The 20,154-nt window shown below is 56.5% G+C and carries 18 protein-coding genes; 10 read left to right on the forward strand and 8 right to left on the reverse strand.

Features of this window, described 5'->3' with window-relative positions; all coding sequences use genetic code 11:
- Positions 1-44 precede the first annotated feature (44 nt).
- The 8 genes from uvrB (at position 45) to NBV64_RS08315 (ending at position 7,649) form a co-directional block, all read left to right on the forward strand.
- Positions 45-2,066: an excinuclease ABC subunit UvrB gene (gene uvrB, locus NBV64_RS08280; protein ID WP_009459107.1), complete on the forward strand. Its 2,022-nt coding sequence runs from the start codon at positions 45-47 to the stop codon at positions 2,064-2,066.
- Between the two features lie 297 nt (positions 2,067-2,363).
- Complete coding sequence (locus NBV64_RS08285; RefSeq protein WP_026482840.1) at positions 2,364-2,855, forward strand: low molecular weight protein-tyrosine-phosphatase; 492 nt, start codon at positions 2,364-2,366, stop codon at positions 2,853-2,855.
- Positions 2,856-2,996: 141 nt separating this feature from the next.
- Positions 2,997-3,473 carry a Fe-S cluster assembly transcriptional regulator IscR gene (gene iscR, locus NBV64_RS08290; RefSeq protein ID WP_021446710.1) on the forward strand — a complete coding sequence of 159 codons (477 nt, stop codon included), beginning with the start codon at positions 2,997-2,999 and terminating at the stop codon, positions 3,471-3,473.
- A gap of 33 nt (positions 3,474-3,506) precedes the next feature.
- Complete coding sequence (locus NBV64_RS08295; RefSeq protein ID WP_035268115.1) at positions 3,507-4,700, forward strand: IscS subfamily cysteine desulfurase; 1,194 nt, start codon at positions 3,507-3,509, stop codon at positions 4,698-4,700.
- Complete coding sequence (locus NBV64_RS08300) at positions 4,697-5,080, forward strand: iron-sulfur cluster scaffold-like protein (RefSeq protein ID WP_009459111.1); 384 nt, start codon at positions 4,697-4,699, stop codon at positions 5,078-5,080. Before NBV64_RS08295 ends, NBV64_RS08300 begins: the two co-directional genes overlap by 4 nt.
- A gap of 54 nt (positions 5,081-5,134) precedes the next feature.
- Positions 5,135-5,458, forward strand: a complete 324-nt coding sequence (locus NBV64_RS08305) for a HesB/IscA family protein (RefSeq protein ID WP_003801383.1) — start codon at positions 5,135-5,137, stop codon at positions 5,456-5,458.
- Between the two features lie 6 nt (positions 5,459-5,464).
- Positions 5,465-6,343, forward strand: coding sequence for a methylglyoxal synthase (locus NBV64_RS08310; RefSeq protein ID WP_009458020.1), 879 nt, complete (start codon positions 5,465-5,467; stop codon positions 6,341-6,343).
- 289 nt (positions 6,344-6,632) lie between these two features.
- A complete protein-coding gene (locus NBV64_RS08315; protein WP_235484236.1) occupies positions 6,633-7,649 on the forward strand; it encodes a Bug family tripartite tricarboxylate transporter substrate binding protein in 1,017 nt (338 codons plus the stop codon).
- 147 nt (positions 7,650-7,796) lie between these two features.
- Here NBV64_RS08315 and lysS read toward each other — a convergent pair whose 3' ends face one another.
- The 5 genes from lysS to infA form a co-directional block, all read right to left on the reverse strand.
- On the reverse strand, positions 7,797-9,320 hold the full coding sequence (gene lysS / locus NBV64_RS08320; RefSeq protein WP_009458015.1) for a lysine--tRNA ligase: 1,524 nt from the start codon (positions 9,318-9,320) through the stop codon (positions 7,797-7,799).
- An 11-nt stretch (positions 9,321-9,331) separates the two neighbouring features.
- Entirely contained in the window at positions 9,332-10,069 is a 738-nt protein-coding gene (locus NBV64_RS08325) for an SDR family NAD(P)-dependent oxidoreductase (RefSeq protein WP_250757066.1), read from the reverse strand.
- A 1-nt stretch (position 10,070) separates the two neighbouring features.
- A protein-coding gene (gene prfB / locus NBV64_RS08330; protein WP_115635138.1) for a peptide chain release factor 2 occupies positions 10,071-11,175 on the reverse strand; the annotation gives its coding sequence in 2 pieces (ribosomal slippage) (positions 10,071-11,093 and positions 11,095-11,175; 1,104 coding nt in all).
- 111 nt (positions 11,176-11,286) lie between these two features.
- On the reverse strand, positions 11,287-12,996 hold the full coding sequence (locus NBV64_RS08335; RefSeq protein WP_250757067.1) for a methyl-accepting chemotaxis protein: 1,710 nt from the start codon (positions 12,994-12,996) through the stop codon (positions 11,287-11,289).
- 111 nt (positions 12,997-13,107) lie between these two features.
- Positions 13,108-13,380 carry a translation initiation factor IF-1 gene (gene infA, locus NBV64_RS08340; RefSeq protein ID WP_009458008.1) on the reverse strand — a complete coding sequence of 91 codons (273 nt, stop codon included), beginning with the start codon at positions 13,378-13,380 and terminating at the stop codon, positions 13,108-13,110.
- 694 nt (positions 13,381-14,074) lie between these two features.
- On the opposite strand from infA, the gene NBV64_RS08345 reads away from it, so the two are divergent.
- On the forward strand, positions 14,075-14,986 hold the full coding sequence (locus tag NBV64_RS08345; RefSeq protein WP_021446707.1) for a DMT family transporter: 912 nt from the start codon (positions 14,075-14,077) through the stop codon (positions 14,984-14,986).
- Positions 14,987-15,106: 120 nt separating this feature from the next.
- Here the strand turns inward: NBV64_RS08345 and NBV64_RS08350 are convergent, their stop codons facing one another.
- Positions 15,107-16,039: a bile acid:sodium symporter family protein gene (locus NBV64_RS08350; RefSeq protein ID WP_021446706.1), complete on the reverse strand. Its 933-nt coding sequence runs from the start codon at positions 16,037-16,039 to the stop codon at positions 15,107-15,109.
- Between the two features lie 347 nt (positions 16,040-16,386).
- Here NBV64_RS08350 and NBV64_RS08355 point away from each other — a divergent pair, with 347 nt between their 5' ends.
- Positions 16,387-17,310 carry a DMT family transporter gene (locus NBV64_RS08355; RefSeq protein ID WP_250757068.1) on the forward strand — a complete coding sequence of 308 codons (924 nt, stop codon included), beginning with the start codon at positions 16,387-16,389 and terminating at the stop codon, positions 17,308-17,310.
- Positions 17,311-17,482: 172 nt separating this feature from the next.
- Here the strand turns inward: NBV64_RS08355 and recJ are convergent, their stop codons facing one another.
- Both recJ and NBV64_RS08365 read right to left on the reverse strand, forming a co-directional pair.
- Positions 17,483-19,192, reverse strand: coding sequence for a single-stranded-DNA-specific exonuclease RecJ (gene recJ / locus NBV64_RS08360; RefSeq protein ID WP_250757069.1), 1,710 nt, complete (start codon positions 19,190-19,192; stop codon positions 17,483-17,485).
- Positions 19,174-20,121 carry a hypothetical protein gene (locus NBV64_RS08365; RefSeq protein WP_250757070.1) on the reverse strand — a complete coding sequence of 316 codons (948 nt, stop codon included), beginning with the start codon at positions 20,119-20,121 and terminating at the stop codon, positions 19,174-19,176. Before NBV64_RS08365 ends, recJ begins: the two co-directional genes overlap by 19 nt.
- Positions 20,122-20,154 lie beyond the last annotated feature (33 nt).

Below are 20,154 nucleotides of genomic sequence, written 5' to 3' on the forward strand. Positions count from 1 at the left end.
AGCATTAATGTGATAATACGGGCTTACCCTAAAGTGTGTCTAGCATGAAATTTGAGCCTGCCTTTCAAGAATTTCCGGGGAGTTCCTTCAAACTTTTCCAACCTTATTTGCCTGCTGGCGACCAGCCTGCGGCGATTGAGCAGTTGGTTGAGGGGATTGATGATGGCTTGATGTACCAGACCCTTTTGGGGGTAACGGGCTCGGGCAAGACCTATACGATGGCGAACATTATTGCTCGCACCGGGCGTCCGGCCATTGTTCTGGCGCCCAATAAAACCCTGGCGGCGCAGTTGTACGCCGAGATGCGCGAGTTCTTTCCACGCAACGCCGTGGAGTACTTTGTGTCTTACTACGATTACTACCAGCCCGAGGCCTATGTGCCATCGCGTGATCTGTTTATTGAAAAGGACTCGTCCATCAATGAACACATCGAGCAGATGCGCTTGTCGGCCACCAAAAGCCTGCTGGAGCGGCCTGACACCATTATTGTGGGTACCGTGTCCTGCATCTACGGTATTGGTAACCCCGGTGATTACCATGCCATGGTGCTGACCCTGCGCAAGGGTGACCGTATCGCCCGCCAGGAGCTGCTGGCGCGTCTGGTCGCCATGCAGTACGAGCGTAACGATCTGGATTTTCAGCGTGGGATATTCCGTGCTCGTGGTGAAGTGGTCGATATCTTCCCGGCAGAAAACGCGGAGCTGGCCTTGCGAGTCAGCCTGTTTGATGACGAGATTGAAGAGCTGGAGTTGTTCGATCCGCTGACAGGCAAGGTCGTGCAGAAGCTGAACCGCTTTACCGTGTTCCCTAGCTCGCATTATGTGACGCCACGCGAAACCGTGTTGAGGGCGATTGAAACCATCAAGCTCGAACTGCGCGAGCGTCTGGAATTTCTGACACGGGAAGGGCATTTGGTTGAAGCTCAACGCCTGGAGCAGCGCACCCGTTTTGATCTGGAAATGCTGCAGGAGCTGGGCTTTTGCAAAGGCATCGAGAACTACTCTCGCCACTTGTCAGGAGCAGCGCCTGGCGATCCGCCGCCGACACTGATCGACTACCTGCCACGTAACTCCCTGATGTTTATCGACGAAAGCCACGTCACTATCGGGCAGTTGGGCGCCATGTATCGCGGTGACCGCTCGCGTAAAGAAACCCTGGTGCAGTTCGGTTTCCGCTTGCCCTCGGCCATGGATAACCGGCCTTTGAAACTGGAAGAGTTCGAACGCCGTATGCCGCAAACCGTGTTCGTGTCGGCTACACCCGCTGCCTACGAGCAAGAGCATGCAGACAATGTGGTTGAACAGGTGGTGCGACCTACCGGACTGGTGGACCCGGAAATCGAGGTTCGTCCGGCTACCACGCAGGTCGATGATTTGCTGGGTGAAATCAAGCTGCGTACTGCGCAGGAAGACCGTGTGCTGGTGACAACGCTGACCAAGCGCATGTCCGAAGATCTGACCGAGTATTTGTCAGAAAACGGTATTCGCGTGCGCTACTTGCACTCGGATATTGATACGGTGGAACGGGCCGAGATCATCCGGGATCTGCGTCTGGGCGTCTTCGATGTGCTGGTCGGGATCAACCTGCTGCGTGAGGGGCTGGATTTGCCCGAAGTGTCTCTGGTGGCGATTCTGGATGCGGACAAGGAAGGCTTCCTGCGTTCGGAGCGCAGCCTGATTCAAACCATAGGTCGGGCAGCGCGTAACCTGAACGGTAAAGCCATTCTGTATGCCGACAGAATGACGGACTCCATGCACCGCGCTATCGAAGAAACCGAGCGCCGTCGTGCCAAGCAGATCGCCTTTAACGAAGAGCACGGTATTACGCCGCGCGGCGTGAACAAGGCCGTCCGTGAGTTGATTGATGGTGTTGTTGCCTCGGATCCAACTGCCAGCTTGCGCGAGGATGTGCCGGACGAGTTGATTCGCGACGAGAAGGCCGCTGCACGCGAGATCAAGCGTCTGGAAAAAGAGATGATGGACCACGCCCGCAACCTGGAGTTCGAGCAAGCGGCAGCCGCGCGCGACAAGTTGCAAAGACTGAAGGCCAAGCTGCTGATGGCGTGATGATTGTTGTGTATTTGCAACTAAAGCTGGACGAAAGCTCAGAAAAAACACCGTTCTGCTACCGGCTTTCATCACTCGGGTGTATTGCTTGATTTATCTCATCTCGAGAAAGTGGTGTATCCGCTAAGCAAAGGTTGCTGCGCCTTTGGTTTATTCCAAACTTCAAGCAGCTGCGACCGGTTCTTATTGGCAGCTCTCAAACGATACGGATTTGCTGTTTTCAAGGCGATTTTCGGGGTCTGTTTTCACCCCGGTTTCATCTTGCCTTATTTGGGGTTTTCCCGCAGACTTTGACGCATTATGAGTAAGGTTCTGTTTGTCTGTACAGGGAATATTTGCCGCTCCCCCAGCGCCGAAGGTGTCTTGCGCCAACTGGTCGACCAGGCCAGTTTGTCGGAGGCTATTTTGGTGGATTCAGCCGCCACGCATGGCTTTCATGTTGGCGAGCATCCTGACACACGCGCACAGATAGCCGCTCGTAAACGCGGTTATGACATCTCTACCTATCAGGCCCGACAGGTCCAGCGCGAGGACTTTCGCAACTTCGACCTTATCTTGAGCATGGACTGGGAAAACCACGCTGCCTTGCAGCAAATGTGTCCTCCCATTTACCGTCACAAGCTCATGCTGCTGATGCGCTTTGCCACTGACTATGAAGCGGCTACCGTGCCCGATCCTTATTATGGCGGCCAGGATGGCTTTAATAAGGTCATGGACTATATCGAAGATGCCTGCCAGGGCGTGTTCGAACTGGTTCGCAAGCGCGTCCCCAATTACCGTGCTGCCTGAGTGGCTATATAACACTTCAGTATAAGTGTAAAAACACACGCTCAAGCACGGTAGTTTCCCCTGTATTTGCTATACTGGACCAAATTGGTCGGATTTGCCGTTGGCAGTCCGGCCGCTTTCGCCTTTGGCAAGGAAACTATCATGCGTTTGACGACAAAAGGGCGTTTCGCCGTAACCGCGATGATCGATCTTGCGCTGCGCCAGCAAAGTGGACCGGTGACGCTCGCAGGCATCAGCCAGCGACAGGGTATCTCGCTCTCGTATCTTGAACAGTTGTTTGGCAAGTTGCGCCGCCATGAACTGGTCGATAGTGTGCGTGGTCCGGGTGGTGGCTATACGCTTGCGCGTCTGGCCCGCCACATCACCGTTGCTGACATTGTGTTTGCGGTCGATGAGCCCGTTGATGCCACCCAATGCGGTGGCAAGGGTAATTGCAAGCAGGGCACAAATGGGCAGAAAGGCGAGTGCATGACTCACGAGCTTTGGGCGACGCTTAGTCGTAAAATGGTCGATTATCTGGATTCTGTCTCGCTACAGGACTTGGTTGATCAGCAGCGTCTGCGTCAGCTGAAGTTGGCCGCTCAGGAAGCCGGCCAGCCAGAAGAATGTACTTTGTAGTGGGCAAGATCCGCTACTGACCCGGAGTTTTGTATGAGTCGCGCTCAGCGTATCTATATGGATTATGCCGCCACTACACCGGTAGACCCGCGTGTGGCCGACAGCATGATTCCCTGGTTGACGGAACGATTTGGCAATCCGGCCTCCAGCAGCCATCCCTATGGGTGGGATGCGGAAGAGGCCGTGGACCAGGCGCGCCGTCAGGTTGCCGCTTTGGTAGGGGCAGAGCCGCGTGAAATCGTCTGGACCTCCGGTGCTACCGAAGCCATCAATCTGGCGTTAAAAGGTGCCGCGCAGTTTTATCAGTCCAAGGGCCGCCATATTATTACCGTCCGTACGGAACACAAGGCCGTGCTGGATACCTGTCTGGCCTTGCAGGACGAAGGGTTTGAAGTCACCTTTCTGGATGTCCTGCCCAGTGGTCTGATTGATCCTCAGGCGTTTGAACAAGCCATTCGCCCCGACACCATCCTGGCCTCGGTCATGTTAGTGAATAACGAAATTGGCGTGATTCAAGATGTGCAGGCCCTGGGGGCAATGTGCCGGGAGCACAAGGTGCTGTTCCATGTGGACGCCGCCCAGGCCACCGGCAAGGTGGCGATCAATCTGCAGGAGTGGCCGGTGGATTTGATGTCCATGTCTGCCCACAAGACTTACGGTCCCAAAGGAATCGGGGCCTTGTATATCCGTCGTAAACCGGCCGTGCGCCTGAAAGCGCAGATTCACGGTGGTGGTCACGAACGCGGGTTTCGCTCCGGTACGCTGGCCACTCATCAGATCGTGGGCATGGGGCGTGCTTTTGAACTGGCTGCGCAGGAAATGGATCTAGACAATCAGCGCATCACCGCGCTGCGAGATCGTCTATGGGCTGGCTTGCAGTCTATCCCTGACCTGTTCCTGAATGGCACCTTGGATCAGCGCGTGCCCCACAACCTGAACATCAGCGTGGATCACATCGAGGGCGAAGCTCTGATGATGGCCCTGACGGATCTGGCCGTGTCCAGCGGCTCGGCCTGTACGTCGGCCAGCCTGGAACCGTCCTACGTATTGACGGCCTTGGGTCGCAGCGATCAGTTGGCGCACAGCTCCTTGCGCTTGAGCCTTGGTCGTTTCACGACCGAGCAGGACATTGATGACACGATAGCCGCCATCCGTCGTGTGGTTGAACAATTGCGGGCCATCTCTCCCTTGTGGAGCGAGCCTGCTTCGGAGCAGTTCGCGCAATGATATATAGTGACGCTGTCATGGAGTATTTCCTGCACCCGCGTCATGTGGGTGTCATGAACAGCAGTGATGCTGACGTGGGTACAGGGGAAGCGGGAAGTCACGAAACCGGGGCCTTGATTCGCATTCAGCTCAAGGTATCGGAGCAGGGCCAGATTCAGGATAGCTGTTTCAAGGCTTATGGCTGTGGCTGTACCATCGCTGCCGCCTCATTGGCGACACAGTGGCTGCAAGGTCGCAGTCTGGAGCAGGCAGCTCAGTTCTCGTCTACAGATGTGCAGCAAGCGCTGGAATTGCCGCCGGTCAAAGTGCATTGTGCTTTGTTGGCCCAGGAGGCGGTTCAGGCCGCTATTGCCTCGGTACAGAACAAAGGCGCGTTTTAGTTGTCCAAGCCTGAAGGCTGAATATTCTTTCAGGTTTATAGAAAGGAAAAGATTATGTCTATTTCTCTTACTCAGCCCGCCGCAGAACATATCCAGCGTCATTTGAAAAAACGCGGGGGCGGTTTGGGGCTACGTTTGGGTGTACGTCTGACCGGTTGCTCGGGTCTGGCCTACAAGCTGGATTTTGTTGATGAGCCGGTTGAAGGCGATCAACTGTTTGAAGAGCACGGCGTTAAACTGTTTGTTGATCCTAAAAGCCTGCCCTTTATTGACGGCACGCGGCTGGATTATGGCCGTGATGGCCTCAATGAAGGTTTCAAGTTCATCAATCCAAACGAGAAAGCCTCCTGCGGGTGTGGCGAATCGTTTACCGTGTAGGAACTCATGTCATTACGTTTCGGTTTGGCGGCCAATCAATTGCACCATGATTCGGCAGATGCGGCTTTGTTTCAGTGGTTGCGGCGCTCAGCCAGCGGTATTCGCGAATTGGAAGTTGAGCTTTATACGGTCGGTCGTACCTGTAATGCCATCGAGCGTTCGGGCCTGCTGGAAGGCTATGGCGGCCTGGTTCGCTATCCCTATGGTCGTGATGGCGGCTTGATGAAGCTGGTGGCCCGGGTCACGCAAAGCCCGGATGGTACACCGCCTTTTGATGGCGCCATTTATCTGATTGACCCGGTAGACCCTTCCTCCATTTTTCCGGAAGCATTGGCGCTCAAGCGCCAATGCATCACGCATGGCCGTCCTTTCATTTCTACCTTGATGGGTGCAATTGAATGGATTGAAGTGGAGCGTGTCAGCCGCGGCTTGTGGCCTGATTCCAGCTGCAAACGTATTTTTGACTTCCCTAATCAAACCCTGGCCATGATTGCGCACGATGCACTCAAGGACAAGATGATTGAGTTTGCCGACAAGCATTTTGATCTGCTGTCTCGCTTTGGCCAACGCGTGGGAACCGGGACGACAAGCCGCCTGTTGAATGAGCTGGCCTGGTCTAAAGGCTGGCCTAAGGAAACACCCTGGATTCAGTCATATCTAAGTGGACCTTTGGGCGGCGATGCACAAATTGCCGAGCTGGTGCTGGAAAATCGTTGTCAACGTGTCATCTTCTTTGAAGACCCGCACGTTGCGCGTCAGCACGAGGCTGACATCCAGCTGCTGGAGCGTGCGGTGCGCGTGGTAGCAGACAAGGCTTCGTGTTTTTCTTCGCCTGAGGTGGCTCATAAATGGGCGCAGGCGGTGATGCGTTTGCCGGTGGATTAATTGTCTCCAAATCGTACTCGCAACACAGGTGCAACACGATGAGTCTATGAGCCTGGATTCGCAGTAAAAAGAGGACGCTTTCGAGCGTCCTTTTTTGTTTCGGCATGACGTGTCGCCGAGCAAGTGGTCAGGCTGCGCGAAAGTCGCTGAGAGGCGCTTTAGCGACGGTCGGGACGAGGGCAGCTTGATTCGCGCACGGGGGCTCTCTAGACTACAGTTCGTGGTTGGCAAGCACTGCAACACAATGTCGCCCGATCAATGGGGCAGTCTGTGGATACTGGAGGTAGGCTTGAATCGACGCATGATCTTGAAAGCGACCGGCGCGGGTATCGCCGCCCGGCTTGGAGTTCCTGTTTCTTCTTTGGGTGCTATGTTTGCCACGGTTCCGGCACGTGCGCAGCAGGCCGATACGTTTCCCTCCGGGCCTGTGCGTATTGTTGTTCCGGTGAATCCGGGCGGCAACGCTGACCGTATCGCACGGATGCTCGCGCAAAATCTTGCCAAATTGTGGCAACAAACGGTGATCGTGGATAATGTGCCCGGCGCTCACACCAGTCTTGGCGTCAACCGGGTAGTTCGTGCAGCCCCAAACGGGCATACCCTGTTGTCTAGCGGGGATCAGCTTGCGATCAACGCTGCCCTCGGTCGCAAGCTGCCCTATAGCGAGACGGAGGTCCGTGGTGTGACCCGCACTATTGTTAATTCGCAGGTGCTGGTAGTGCGGCCAGGGCTGGGCGTTAATCACTTCGATGATTACGTGGCGTTACTCAAGCGTCGGCCTGGCGAAGTATCTGCAGCGCTGCCGATTGGTTACGGCAGTATTTATCATTTGGCCGTCGAGATGCTTAACCAGCGTTTGGGTACGCAAACCAATAACATTCCTTACGCGGGAGGGGCCCCCGCTATGTTGGACATACTAGGTGGGCATGTGGACGGGGCGCTTATTGATATCTCTGGGACAATCCAGAACATTCAGAAGAGTGAACTCATCCCTCTGGCGGTGACCTCGCCGGAGCGTTCGAAGGTTTTACCGGATGTTCCCACTTTTCATGAATTGGGAGTATCTGATTTCGTGATCGAAAGCTGGCAGGGCGTTTTTGTGCCACGTGCCACGCCCGATGAGGTGGTTGCCGGGCTGAATCGCGATATTACGGCTGTACTGCATTCGCGCGAATTTGCGGAGCCATTGGAGGAGCAGGGCTTTGTGATCGCGCCTGGTTCGGCCGAGTCGCTAGATCAGATCGTGGCGCGTGATATTGCCTTGTTTCGTGAAGTGGCGGCAGTTGCTGGTATCAAGCCTGAGTGAGGTCTGTCTTTACCGGCGTAGGGCTGTAATGATGCGATTGGAGTGGAGTCTGTTCCTGAACGGGCAGAATAGCTGCGTATGTGCGGCCGAAGATGCATAAAGAAAAACGCGCGGTCAAGACCGCGCGTTTTTCTTGCTTGAGACTGATCAGTCCTCGCGACGCAGGTGCGGGAACAGGATCACGTCACGGATAGCAGGGCTATCGGTCAGCAACATGACCAGTCGGTCGATACCGATACCGCAGCCGCCTGTAGGGGGCATGCCGTATTCCAGCGCACGGATGTAGTCCGCGTCATAGAACATGGCTTCTTCGTCGCCAGCGTCCTTGGCCTGAACCTGGGCCTGGAAACGTGCGGCTTGATCTTCAGGATCGTTCAACTCCGAGAAACCATTGGCAATTTCGCGACCAGTAATGAATAGCTCAAAGCGCTCGGTAATGCCTTCCTGGGTGTCCGAAGCGCGTGCCAGTGGCGACACTTCCACGGGGTAGTCCACGATGAATGTGGGGTGCCACAGCTTGGATTCCGCTGTTTCTTCAAACAGAGCCAGTTGCAAGGCACCCAGACCGGCATCGCGCAGTGGGGGTGAGTTCACGTCCACTTTCAGGCGAGCCAGCTCAGTGCGCAGGAATTGGATATCTTCCAGCTGTTCGATCTGGTAGGACGGAGCGTACTTCATGATGGCGCCGGTAATGGTCAGGCGATCAAAAGGCAGGCTCAGATCCAGCTCGCGTTCCTGGTATTGCAGGGTGGCGGTGCCACGGGCGCTGATAGCGGCTTCGCGTATCAGGTTTTCGGTGAAGTCCATCAGCCACTGGTAATCCGTATAGGCCGCGTAGAACTCCATCATGGTGAATTCAGGGTTGTGACGAGGGCTGACGCCTTCGTTACGGAAGTTGCGGTTGATCTCGAATACGCGCTCGAAACCGCCCACGATCAAACGCTTCAGGTACAGCTCGGGAGCAATACGCAGGTACATTTCCATGTCCAGCGCATTGTGGTGCGTAATGAAGGGTTTGGCCGATGCGCCACCCGGAATGGGGTGCAGCATGGGGGTTTCCACTTCCAGGAAGTTGGCCTGTGCCATGTGCTGGCGCAGGCTGCTCATGACCTTGCTGCGGGCCAGGAAGGTTTGACGGGTGTCTTCACCCATGATCAGGTCTACGTAGCGCTGACGGTACTTCAATTCCTGGTCAGCCAGACCGTGGAATTTGTCGGGCAGGGGGCGCAGGGACTTGGCCAGCAGGCGCACGCTGGAAGCATGTACGGAAAGCTCGCCCTTATTGGTTTTGAAGACTGTGCCTTCCACGGCCAGGATGTCACCGATATCCCAGCCCTTGAATTCCGCGTAGTTTTCTTCGCCCAGTGCGGCTTTGTCCAGGTAGATCTGGATGCGGCCGGAAGCATCTTGCAGTGTGGCAAAACTGGCTTTACCCATGACACGCTTGAGCATCATGCGGCCAGCTACTTTCACGACTTTATTGGTTGCAGCCAGGGCATCCTTGTCCTGCTCGCCGTACTGGCTGTGCAGCTCGGCAGCGTGAGCGTCAGGGCGAAAATCGTTGGGGTAGGCTATGCCGTTTTCGCGCAGGCGGTCCAGTTTGGAACGACGCTCGGCGATCAGGCGGTTTTCGTCTACGACGGGGGCGGAAGTGTCTAGCGGTTCAGTCATTGTGTCAGTACTTATTCGTAGTGGCGGATGTCATCCAGGACGTGCTGGCCAAAATCCGGGCTGTTCAGGTGGCGCAAAATGCGCTCGGCCGTATCGTCCGGGCTGCTTAGCTGACCTTGCTGATGCAGGTCGATAAAGCGGCTCAGGTTCGGGAACTGGTCGCGGGATTGGCTACGGATATGGCCTTGCATATCGGTATCGATCACGCCAGGGGCCAGAGAGCAAACGGCCAGCTCGGGATTTTCCAGCTTCAGGGTTTGCGTATAAAAATCCAGCGCTGCCTTGCTGCAGCCGTACACGGCCCAGCCCGAGACGGGTTTGCGGCCAGCACCGGAGGATATATTGAGCACCTGGCGTTGGGCATCCTTGGGGGCGCCTTGCAAGAAGGCGGCGGTCAGGCTCATGACACTGGCGACATTCAATTGCAGCGCCTGTGTAATGGCCTGGGCATCGAGCAGGTGGCTGGCCTGCCCAACGGGATCAACCGTGCCCGCATTATTAATGAGGACGTAGCGTTGAGCCTGTGTCTGGCTGATCAAGGCTTGCAGAGCCTTGGCAGCCTGTTGTGCGCCTTCCGCGCTGGCCAGGTCTACTTGCAGATGTTGATGAGCCCCTTGGGGCGCATCCAGTTGCAGTTCGCTGCGGGCCAAAGTGATCAACTGATGGCCAGCGGCCAGTGCCTGACGTGCCAGGGACAAGCCCAGACCGCGAGAGGCACCGCTTAGAACAGTCAGCGTGGAAGCGTGCATATTAAATACCTTGTTTCAGGCTGGCTTGAATAAAGGCATCCAGGTCACCATCCAGAATCTTCTGGGTATTGGAGCTTTCGTAGTTGGTACGCAAGTCCTTGATGCGGCTCTGGTCCAGCACATAGGAACGGATCTGGTGACCCCAACCCACATCGCTCTTGGAGTCTTCCAGTTTTTGCTGCTCGGCCATACGGTTGCGCATTTCCAGCTCGTACAGGCGGGACTTCAGCATTTGCATGGCTTCGGCACGGTTACGGTGCTGCGAGCGGTCGTTCTGACACTGCACCACAATGCCGCTGGGCTCGTGCGTAATACGAACGGCCGAGTCGGTTTTGTTAATGTGCTGACCACCGGCACCACTGGCGCGGTAAGTGTCGATACGCAAGTCGGCCGGGTTGATTTCGACTTCAAAGGAGTCGTCGATTTCCGGGTAGACGAACACGCTGGTGAAAGACGTGTGGCGGCCATTGGAGGAGTCAAAGGGACTTTTGCGAACCAGACGGTGCACGCCGGTTTCAGTGCGCAGAAAACCGTAGGCGTAATCGCCTTCAATCTTGATGGAGGCCGATTTGATACCCGCCACGTCGCCGTCAGACTGTTCCAGGATCTCAGCCTTGAAGCCCTTGTGTTCGGCATAACGCACATACATGCGTAGCAGCATGGAGGCCCAGTCCTGGGCTTCGGTACCACCCGCACCGGCCTGAATATCCATAAAGCAATTCAGCGGGTCGGCAGGGTTGGAGAACATGCGGCGGAACTCCAGCTCTTCAATACGGCTGGCCATGGCGGCACAATCTTCTTCGATGGCGGCGATAGTGGCATCGTCATCGTCCATCGCGGCAAGCTCAAACAGGTCCTGCGAATCTTTCAAACCCGTGTGCAAGGCGTCCAGCACATGCACCACGTTTTCCAGACTTTTCTTTTCGCGGCCCAGATCCTGAGCGTGTTGAGGATCGTTCCAGACGTTGGGGTCCTCGAGTTCGGCATTGACTACGTGCAAACGATGAGCTTTGTCATCGTAGTCAAAGATACCTCCGTAAGGCATTTTCCCGCTCCGAATAATCGGCAAGGCGGGCTTCCAGTTGATTAAGTCGTTCCGATTCCATGATTCAGCGGCTTTCCTATATTTGATGTGCCACCCACGCCAGCCAGCAAGGCGGCGCGCGGCAAACTTCCGATTTTACCCTTATCGGAGGTCTATGGCACGTATTGGCCGCTCAGGAACTGGACATTGTGCACGTGGCTGTGCGATAGGCGGGCACGGATCGGTAAGAAGGCTGCTTGAGGGCGGCGGGCAGGGCGGGAGCATCGGGCCCGGAAAGATCGCTATCCAGACTGAAATGCGCCACCACCTGGGCCAGCAAAGTGGTTTGCTCCAGCTGCTCCTGAGCGGTGTGGGCGCTGTGTTCAAGCAGTTGGCGGTTGGACTGGCCTTGCTGGTCCAGGCGCGTCATGACCTGGTTCACGTAGTCGATATGCGTCGCCTGCTCCTGAGAAGCTTGGGCAATATCCGCCACAATGCTGCGCATTTCATTGACCTTGTGTTGTGTGTTGGCCATGACTTGCGCCATACCTCGGGCCGCAGCCGAGCTTTGCTCGGTTTGTTCGACTGAGCTGGAAATCAGGGTGGAAATCTGTTGCAAGGCGTCGGTGGAGCGCAAAGCCAGGTTGCGCACTTCGGCAGCAACAACCGCAAAGCCATGACCATGGACTCCGGCGCGGGCGGCCTCCACCGCGGCATTCAGGGCCAGGATATTGGTCTGGAAGGCAATGTTGCGGATCAGTTTGGTGATTTCGCTCATTTTGTTCGAGCTGTCGGCAATCGCGTCGATGGTATCGAGCAGGCTGTGTACCGCTTGATTGCCCAGGGCCACCTGGCTGGAGGTGTCTTGCGCCAGATGATCGGCGGTTTGGGCCTGCTCCGCGTTCTGGCGCACGGTGTCAGCCAGTTGATTCATCGCCTTGACGGTCTGATTCAATTCGGTGGATTGGTCCAGAATTTGTTCGCTCAGGTTCTGGCTACCCAGCACAATGGCATGCGAGCCGTCGCGTATCAAGCCGGTTTGTTCGCGGATCTGATGCACCACGGTTTGTACGCCCTGGCCGATGCCATTGAGTGCTGTAAGCAAGGTCCCGAACTCATCATGGCGACGCACGCTGAGCTGCGCATTGAGCTTGCCCTGGGCCAGCTCCTTGGCCAGATTTGCCCCTTGATCCAGTGGCTGCTTGATGGAGCGATACAAGAGGCGTAGAGCAATCGTGCTGGCCATGAAGAACAGGGCCAGTGCCGCTAATGCCAGACTGAACGCACGGTCGCTGCTACGACCAGCCAGATCCAGAGAACTGTCCAGGCGCTCGCTGAACTGGTGTTCGAACTGATCCAGTGTGTTGGTGATCTGGGCGGAGGCTTGAATGTATTGCTGGCTGAACACCAGCACTTTGGCCATCAAGGCATTGGGCAGGGCGATACGGATAGCGCCGTTACCATCTTCAAACTGGCCGCTGGCGGTTTGGATGGCCTCGGACTGAACCTGGCTAAGTGCGAGGGTCTGCTCATAGGCGGAGCGAAGCAGGTCCTGTTCAGCCGGTTCCAGCTCCAGATCCCTGAAACGGTCCAGCATCGCCAGGGTGACGCCGTCCTGATCCGCCTGGGCACCCGTAAACACCGCCAGGAGGTGGCGGAAATTATCCTGAAATTCAATTTGCTCGCTGGAGACAAACGCGATGGCCTGACGGCTTAGCAATTCGCTGATGCGTTTGAAGTCTTTGCTAAGCGCCGTCGTTTGGTGGCGCTGGGCTTCCAGATGCTTGCGCTGTTCGATGCTGCTGCTCAAATGTTGCAGGGCAATCAGCATCAGGATTAGAAACAGGCTCAGAATTGCAAAATAGGCGATGAAGCCGGTTTTGAGCGTCAGTAGTTTTTTCAAGGCGACTCCCACAAGATGTGGGGTGCGCCCGAGCGCTGATGGCTCTTGTCGCACCCCTGTCAGGCGCGCCTATCTTTGCATCTAATTGTGACAGGGGTGTGGCGCTATGTCTTAACGGCGGTGGGGAGTGCGACGAGGGGCAGAGGTCGGCGCGCCAATACGCTTGGGCAGGTGGCGGAAGATAATGCGACCTTTGCTCAGGTCGTAGGGCGACATTTCCAGGGTGACGCTGTCGCCAGCCAGAATACGGATGTGGTGCTTGCGCATTTTACCGCCGGTGTAGGCGATAACGGCGTGACCGTTGTCCAGGGTGACACGAAAGCGCGAGTCAGGCAGGATTTCGGTGACGGAACCTTGCATTTCAAGTAGCTCTTCTTTGGCCATAAATCGGGACTCCTTTAAAAATAATAATTCCCGTCTGGCCTTGCTGGGCGGGACGGGGACGGGCTTGAAAACAAGGCAGACCGACAAACCGGACAAGCGGTGTCTGGAGTCCAGCCTTGCACTAGGCCCATAAAAATCGGGGTGAATCTGTGTCTGTCAGGAATGGTTGGTTCCAGACAGGGTCAGGTGGATCAAATTGAAAACACGCCCGCCGTTCATAGGGGGATCCAGCCGGGGCAGACAAGGTCTGCCTACCTGAAAAACGGGCAAAAACACGAATACTTGCCAGGAACAGGAACCTGTATAACGACGCGCGGGACAGGCCCTTGCGGTTAAAGGTGCTGGTTGTGGTGCCAAGTAATGCACTTGGGGCGCTTGATCGGGTCAAGCTTTATTCCCAAAAGTGGGGGTGTTTCAAGGTCGATTTACCCTGGGTAGCTGCATCTGATGTTGCTAAAGTCAGACGAGCGTGGATGGGATGGGCCAATAAAATTCAATCAGCGCCATGACGTGACAATTGTATGATTATAAATAATATTTATGGATTGGTCAAAGATTGACCAGTTCTCATCGTCACAAGCAGGCAGGTAAAGGCGTAGAGGGCAGAGCATGCTTGCCTATATACTAGGCCAATCGTAACGGCGCAGAGGTGACCTGAGGAGGGATCACATGCGCCGTTGCCGTTTTTTAGGACATGCTTGTGAGCACTCAGAAACTGACCCCTGGCACGACGGCTTTACTGGTTTTACCCACGATCTTGTGGGCAAGTAATGCCATTGTGGGGCGCCTGATTCATGATCAGGTTCCGCCCATTACCCTGAATTTCTTCCGTTGGCTGGTAGCTTTCACCATTCTGCTTTTTGTGGGACGACAAGTGCTGCGACGCGGCAGTAATTTGTGGACCAACTGGAAACGCTACTCGATTCTGGGTTTGCTGGGCATAGGGATCTATAACGCTTTGCAATACCTGGCACTGCAAAGCTCGTCCCCCATTAACGTGACTTTGGTCAACGCCAGCTTGCCGTTCTGGATGCTGGTCATTGGACGCCTGTTCTTCAAATCTACCGTCAATGGGCGTCAGTTGGTGGGGGGCTTGATGTCCTTGCTGGGTGTGGTGCTGGTGCTGACGCGTGCGGACTGGCAGGAGCTGATGGCCTTCCGTTTTGTGCCGGGTGATGTGTACATGGTGATTGCCACTATCGCCTGGGCGATCTATAGCTGGATGCTCAGCACCCGTCGCCATGAGGGTGCAATCGCAGAAACCTGGGCCACTGTAGTGATGGCACAAGTGTTTTTCGGTTTGATCTGGTCTGGTGCTTTTGCCGCCATGGAGTGGCAATTTACCGACTGGCATATCGACTGGTCCTGGGGCTTGTTACTGGCCATTCTGTATGTGGGGACTGGTCCGGCTCTGATCGCCTTGCGATGCTGGGGGGTGGCTGTTCAGCGAGTGGGCGCTGCCACGGCCGGTTTCTTCGTCAATCTGATGCCTGTATTTGCGGCTTTGATGTCTGTTTTTATTCTGGGCGATACCCCCAAGCTTTACCACGGAGCGGCTTTCTTGCTGATCGTAGGCGGGATTTATGTGTCTTCGCGTAAAAGCTGAGGCTTGAGCGGATGCGGGTGTCTTGCGACACTCTGGATGCAAAAAAAGGGACGCCCGGTAGAGCGTCCCTTTTTACTTTGTGGACTTTGGGTTCAAGTCCTTGCACATGGTTGCAGGTGTTTACTTGCCATCACCCATGCGACGGAAAATTGTCGCGACCAAGGGACCGGAAATATTGTGCCAAACGCTGAAAATAGCGCTGGGCACAGCGGCCAATGGCGAAAAATGGGCGCTGGCCAGGGCAACACCCAGCCCGGAGTTTTGCATACCCACTTCAATAGCCAGCGTCTTGCGCTGTGCTAAAGGCATGCCGCTCAAGCGTGCCAGTACATAGCCCAGGATGTAGCCCAGGGTGTTATGTACAACGACAACCGAGAACACCAACAAGCCACTGGTCGCAATTTTTGGCTGGTTACCCGCGACAACAGCGGCCACGATAGCCACAATGGCCACCACAGATACCAGGGGCAGGGCTGCCACACCGGCTTTGATCTTTTCACCCATCAGGGATTGCACAATAATGCCCAGGGCAATTGGCAGAATCACCACCTGCACAATGGACCAGAACATGGCCGAGGCGCTGACTTCCAGCCATTGGCTGGCCAGGAAGTAAATCAGGGCAGGGGTGACGATAGGAGCCAGCAAGGTGGTGACCGACGTAATGGCAACCGACAGGGCCAGGTCGCCACGGGCCAGAAAAGTCATCACGTTCGACGAGGTGCCACCGGGGCAGCAGCCCACCAGAATCACGCCAATGGCCAATTCGGGTGGCAGGGAAAAGGCGTAGGTCAGAAACCAGGCCAGACCGGGCATGATGATGAATTGTCCCACTACACCAATAGCCACACGGCCAGGGCGCACAAACACCTCTGCAAAGTCCTGGCGCGACAAGGTCAGACCCATACCGAACATGATGATGCCCAGAAGTGGAACAATATAAGCGCCTAACCAGCGGTAGTGGTCGGGAAAGTAATAGGCCAGAACGGCAAACAGTAGAACCCAGATGGCAAAGGTATTGCCAACAAAACGGCTCAGGCGGGCGATAGCCTGCATGATGAAATATCCTTCAAGGAGCACGGCTGGCCGGTGGGCCGGCGCGGTGCGGATTAGTCTGTTACGGGGAGCAGCATGGGTCGGGCCGAGTGTAGGGCCGTCCATCGCAGACCTGCTTAAGGGCTGGCGACACGACTTTCCGATGGGGTGGGATAAAGCGCTGGCAACACGGGGCTGTACGGGCAGATCTGGGTAAGGTCAGGGGTACAGGCGGTGGTGAGCGAAACGGACAACATGGCAGGCCATGTTTTTTATCCTGGAAGGCCGAGCTCGGGCGTATTGTAGACCTTGGCCGCCGTGGTATTTTGATTAGCTGCCTTGCAAATGTGTGTATTAGGAGAGGGTGGGTGAATAGAGCGGGATCACGTCTGGCGGCATACGCCTGTTTGGCCTTGTCCATGTCCTTGGTGGGCAGTTATATCGCCCTGACACGGCCGTTGGTCGCGGCACTGCCGGTGTTCTTGCTGGCCTGGCTGCGCTTTGGCATTGGCGGGATCGCCATGCTGCGCTGGCTGCGCAAACCGGCGACTGAACCCGCACTGGATCTGCGTACCCGTGGCCTGATTTTTCTGGAATCCTTTTTGGGTAATTTCCTGTTCACGCTGTGCATGGTGACAGGCATCAGCATGACCAGTGCGGTCTCTGCTGGCGTTATTTTGTCCGCCATTCCCGGGATGGTGGCCTTGTTCAGCTGGTACTTCCTGAAAGAAAGCATAGGGCCGCGCACCTGGGTGTCACTGGCCCTGGGGATGGGCGGGATTGCCTTATTGGCCCTGGTACAGGAGGACGATCACGGTGTGGATCAGCTGGACCCAGGAAAAATGTGGCTGGGCAATGCGCTGATCTTTTGTGCCGTCCTGTGCGAGTCGGCTTATGCGGTCATAGGCAAGCGCCTGACCGCCGTGCTTAGTCCCAAGCGCATCAGCGCGATTATCAATCTGTGTAGCCTGGCGCTGATTACGCCCCTAGGTTTATACGCCGCCTGGGATTTCGATTTCACGGCACCGGCAGGCTGGATCTGGCCTTTGCTGGTGTTTTATTCCTTGGCCGCCAGCGTCTGGACGGTCTGGCTGTGGATGACGGGAGTGCGTTCCGTACCCGCTTCGCAAGCCGCGGTGTTTATGGTCTTGATGCCCTTGGGTACCGCAGCAGTGGGTGTGCTGGTGCTGGGGGAGAGCTTTACGACCGTGCATGTTTACGCTTTTATACTGGCTTTGGCGGGCTTGGTGCTGGCGACCTTGCCGACTCGGTCGAAGTCTCAAACGCCTTAAGAAGGTTAGGCGCGGGATGGCCGTATTGGGACTGTATTGGATGCGGCTATTACAGAAGCCATGCGTAGCTGGGATGCCAGGGCTGCTTCTATTCAAAGCTAGTCGTAAAAAAAAAAAACCGCTGCATAAGCAGCGGTTCCGGGAAAGGGACACTGGGCGATAGCGATAGTGCTTAATCCTGACCCTGTGCATATTCAATAATAAATTGCACGCTGACGTTCCCGTTCCATTCGTTCTGATCCAGACGATAGGCGGCTTCGATATTTTCCGGCAGCAAGGTATCGCGGTTGAACCAGATCGCATCGAAGTATTCACCGTTGCGCTCCAGGCTCAACTTCAGGTGCTTGTTCTTGAGCAGACGTTGTTGACGTACGAAGAAGTTGTCGCGGAAAACAGGAGCCGGGAAGCCGGCGCCCCAGACTTGTTTTTGCAGCATTCCGGCCACCGTAATATTGATGTGCTCGGGCTCCAGCGAACCGTCGGTTTCAATGACGGGATCAAACTGATAGCGGCCGGTCAGTTCCTGTACGGCTTCTTCAAAGGCCTGCACAAACACATCGTAATTGTCCTCTTCAATCGTCAGGCCGGCCGCCATGGCGTGGCCACCAAACTTCAGAATCAGACCGGGATAGCGTTTGGAGACCAAATCCAGCGCATCGCGCAGGTGTACGTCGGGGATGGAGCGGCCCGAACCTTTGATCTCGCCTTCGTCACCCTGGGCAAACGCCAGGGTAGGGCGCCAGTACTTTTCTTTCAAACGCGAGGCGACCAGGCCGACCACGCCCTGGTGCCATTCGGGGTGGAACACGCACACAGTGGCGCTGGTGTCCGGTTCGGCTAGTTCGGCTGCGCGCAGGGCCTCTTCGCGCATGGACTGCTCAATCGAGCGGCGATCCTGGTTCATGTCCTCCAGTTCGCGAGCCAAATTAGCGGCCTCGTCTTCGTCATCCGTGATCAGGCAGCGTATGCCCAAGGCCATATCGGCCAGTCGACCGGCGGCGTTGATGCGTGGCCCCAGGGCAAAACCCAGATCAAAGGCGCTGGCCTGACGAGGATCGCGGCCAGCAACCTGGAACAGGGCGCGCAGCCCAGCCTGCATCTGGCCCTTGCGCATGCGCTCCAGCCCTTGGGTGACGATCAGGCGGTTATTGGCATCCAGGCTGACTACGTCGGCCACGGTCCCCAGGGCAACCAGATCGGCCAGTTCGTTCAGGCGTGGGCCGGCATTGGCCTCATATACCCCGCGCTGACGCAGCTCGGCACGCAAGGCCAGCATCAGGTAAAAAATAACGCCCACACCGGCCAGGTTCTTGGAGGGGAACTCACAACCGGGCTGATTGGGGTTCACAATCGCCAGGGCATCGGGCAACTCATCGCCGGGCAGGTGGTGGTCTGTGACCAGAACTTTCATGCCCGCCATATGAGCGGCTTCCACACCATCAATACTGGCAATGCCATTATCCACGGTAATCAGCAGATCCGGTTTGCCCGAGGGATGTTGCTCTGCCAGTTCGACCACGGCGGGTGACAGGCCATAGCCGGTTTCAAAACGGTTTGGAACCAGAAAGTCCACGACTGCGCCCATGCTGCGCAGCGCACGCAGGCCGACTGCACAGGCGGTAGCGCCGTCACAGTCATAGTCGGCAATGATCAGCATGCGGTCCCGGCGGGCAATGGCATCGGCCAGCAAAACGGCGGCTTCACGCGCCTGGGTCAGCATATTGGGCGGAATCATGTTGCGCCAGGCCGGATCGATCTGGGCGGCGTCCGTCACACCCCGAGAGGCCAGCAGACGGGCCATTAAATCATGAATCCCGGCCTGTTTCAGGGCGTGGCTGGCGGCTTCTTGAACGGGACGGTTTTTCAGGATAGGGGTGACCACCACTGACTCCAGTTAGAGGTTTGTTTGAACAGGGACAGGGGCCAGATGCGGCGCGAGGCGGGACCGACGTGAGCGTAGCGGTCCAGTCCGGTCAGCACCAGTTCTGGCATGGGCCCTGCGGCCAGGGGGGCGAGCACGGTACGATCCAGCTCGGCCAGTTGTTGTAGCCAAAGCCCCCAGTCTTGTCGTATCAGGCTGTCTTGCAAGTCATCAATAATGCGCAGTTCGGCGGGCTCGGGGCCTAATTGCTGACAGGACGCTCCGCCAAACAGCCACAAGCTGTTCACATTGGGCAGACCCGCCTGTTCGCGCTCCTGATTGTCCGGCAGGGAAAAGGCCAGCATTTGAAATTCATTGATAAGACGACGCCAGGGGCGGGTTTGCACATCCTGTGTCCACCAATTATTCAAATTGCTTTGGCTGACCAGTTCTGTGGAGGCCGCTTGCACCGTAAAATCAGCTGGTGGAGTGACACGCCACAAGGCCGGGCTGATGTACTCGAATTGAAAGCCGGTGTCGTCCAGATAAGGGCGAATGGCCTCCAGCAAGGCGCGGCTATAGGACTCAGTCAAGGCTAGTTGCTCGCTGGGTATCAGCATGGCGCCCTCGCGAGAGGGGGCAATGTGCACCAGCTCTGCCAGCCAGACCGGCTGGTCCGGCGCCACCGAGTGGATTTGTTTCAACTGGCGTAGCCGCAAAGGGGCCAGACCTGCGCTAAGATGCTGGGCTTGGTGCGCCGTAAAGCCGTGGGCGTGCAAAAGCCAGGCTTGTGCTGGCGTGCACAGGTCCTCGGACGGGCCGCGTACCGACAGCGTGCCTTTGCCCTGAGTCAGTAACTGAACCAGTGAAGGGGCCGTCTGGGGCAAGTGTTTGATGAGTTCGCGCGCGATGGCCGGTTCCGGCAGCGCACCGTTGATTACGATCTGCATGACAGCGATTGTAGTGTTTTCTTTGAGGCGATA

It is taken from the genome of Alcaligenes sp. DN25 (assembly GCF_023674485.1).
Taxonomy (GTDB): domain Bacteria; phylum Pseudomonadota; class Gammaproteobacteria; order Burkholderiales; family Burkholderiaceae_B; genus Alcaligenes; species Alcaligenes phenolicus.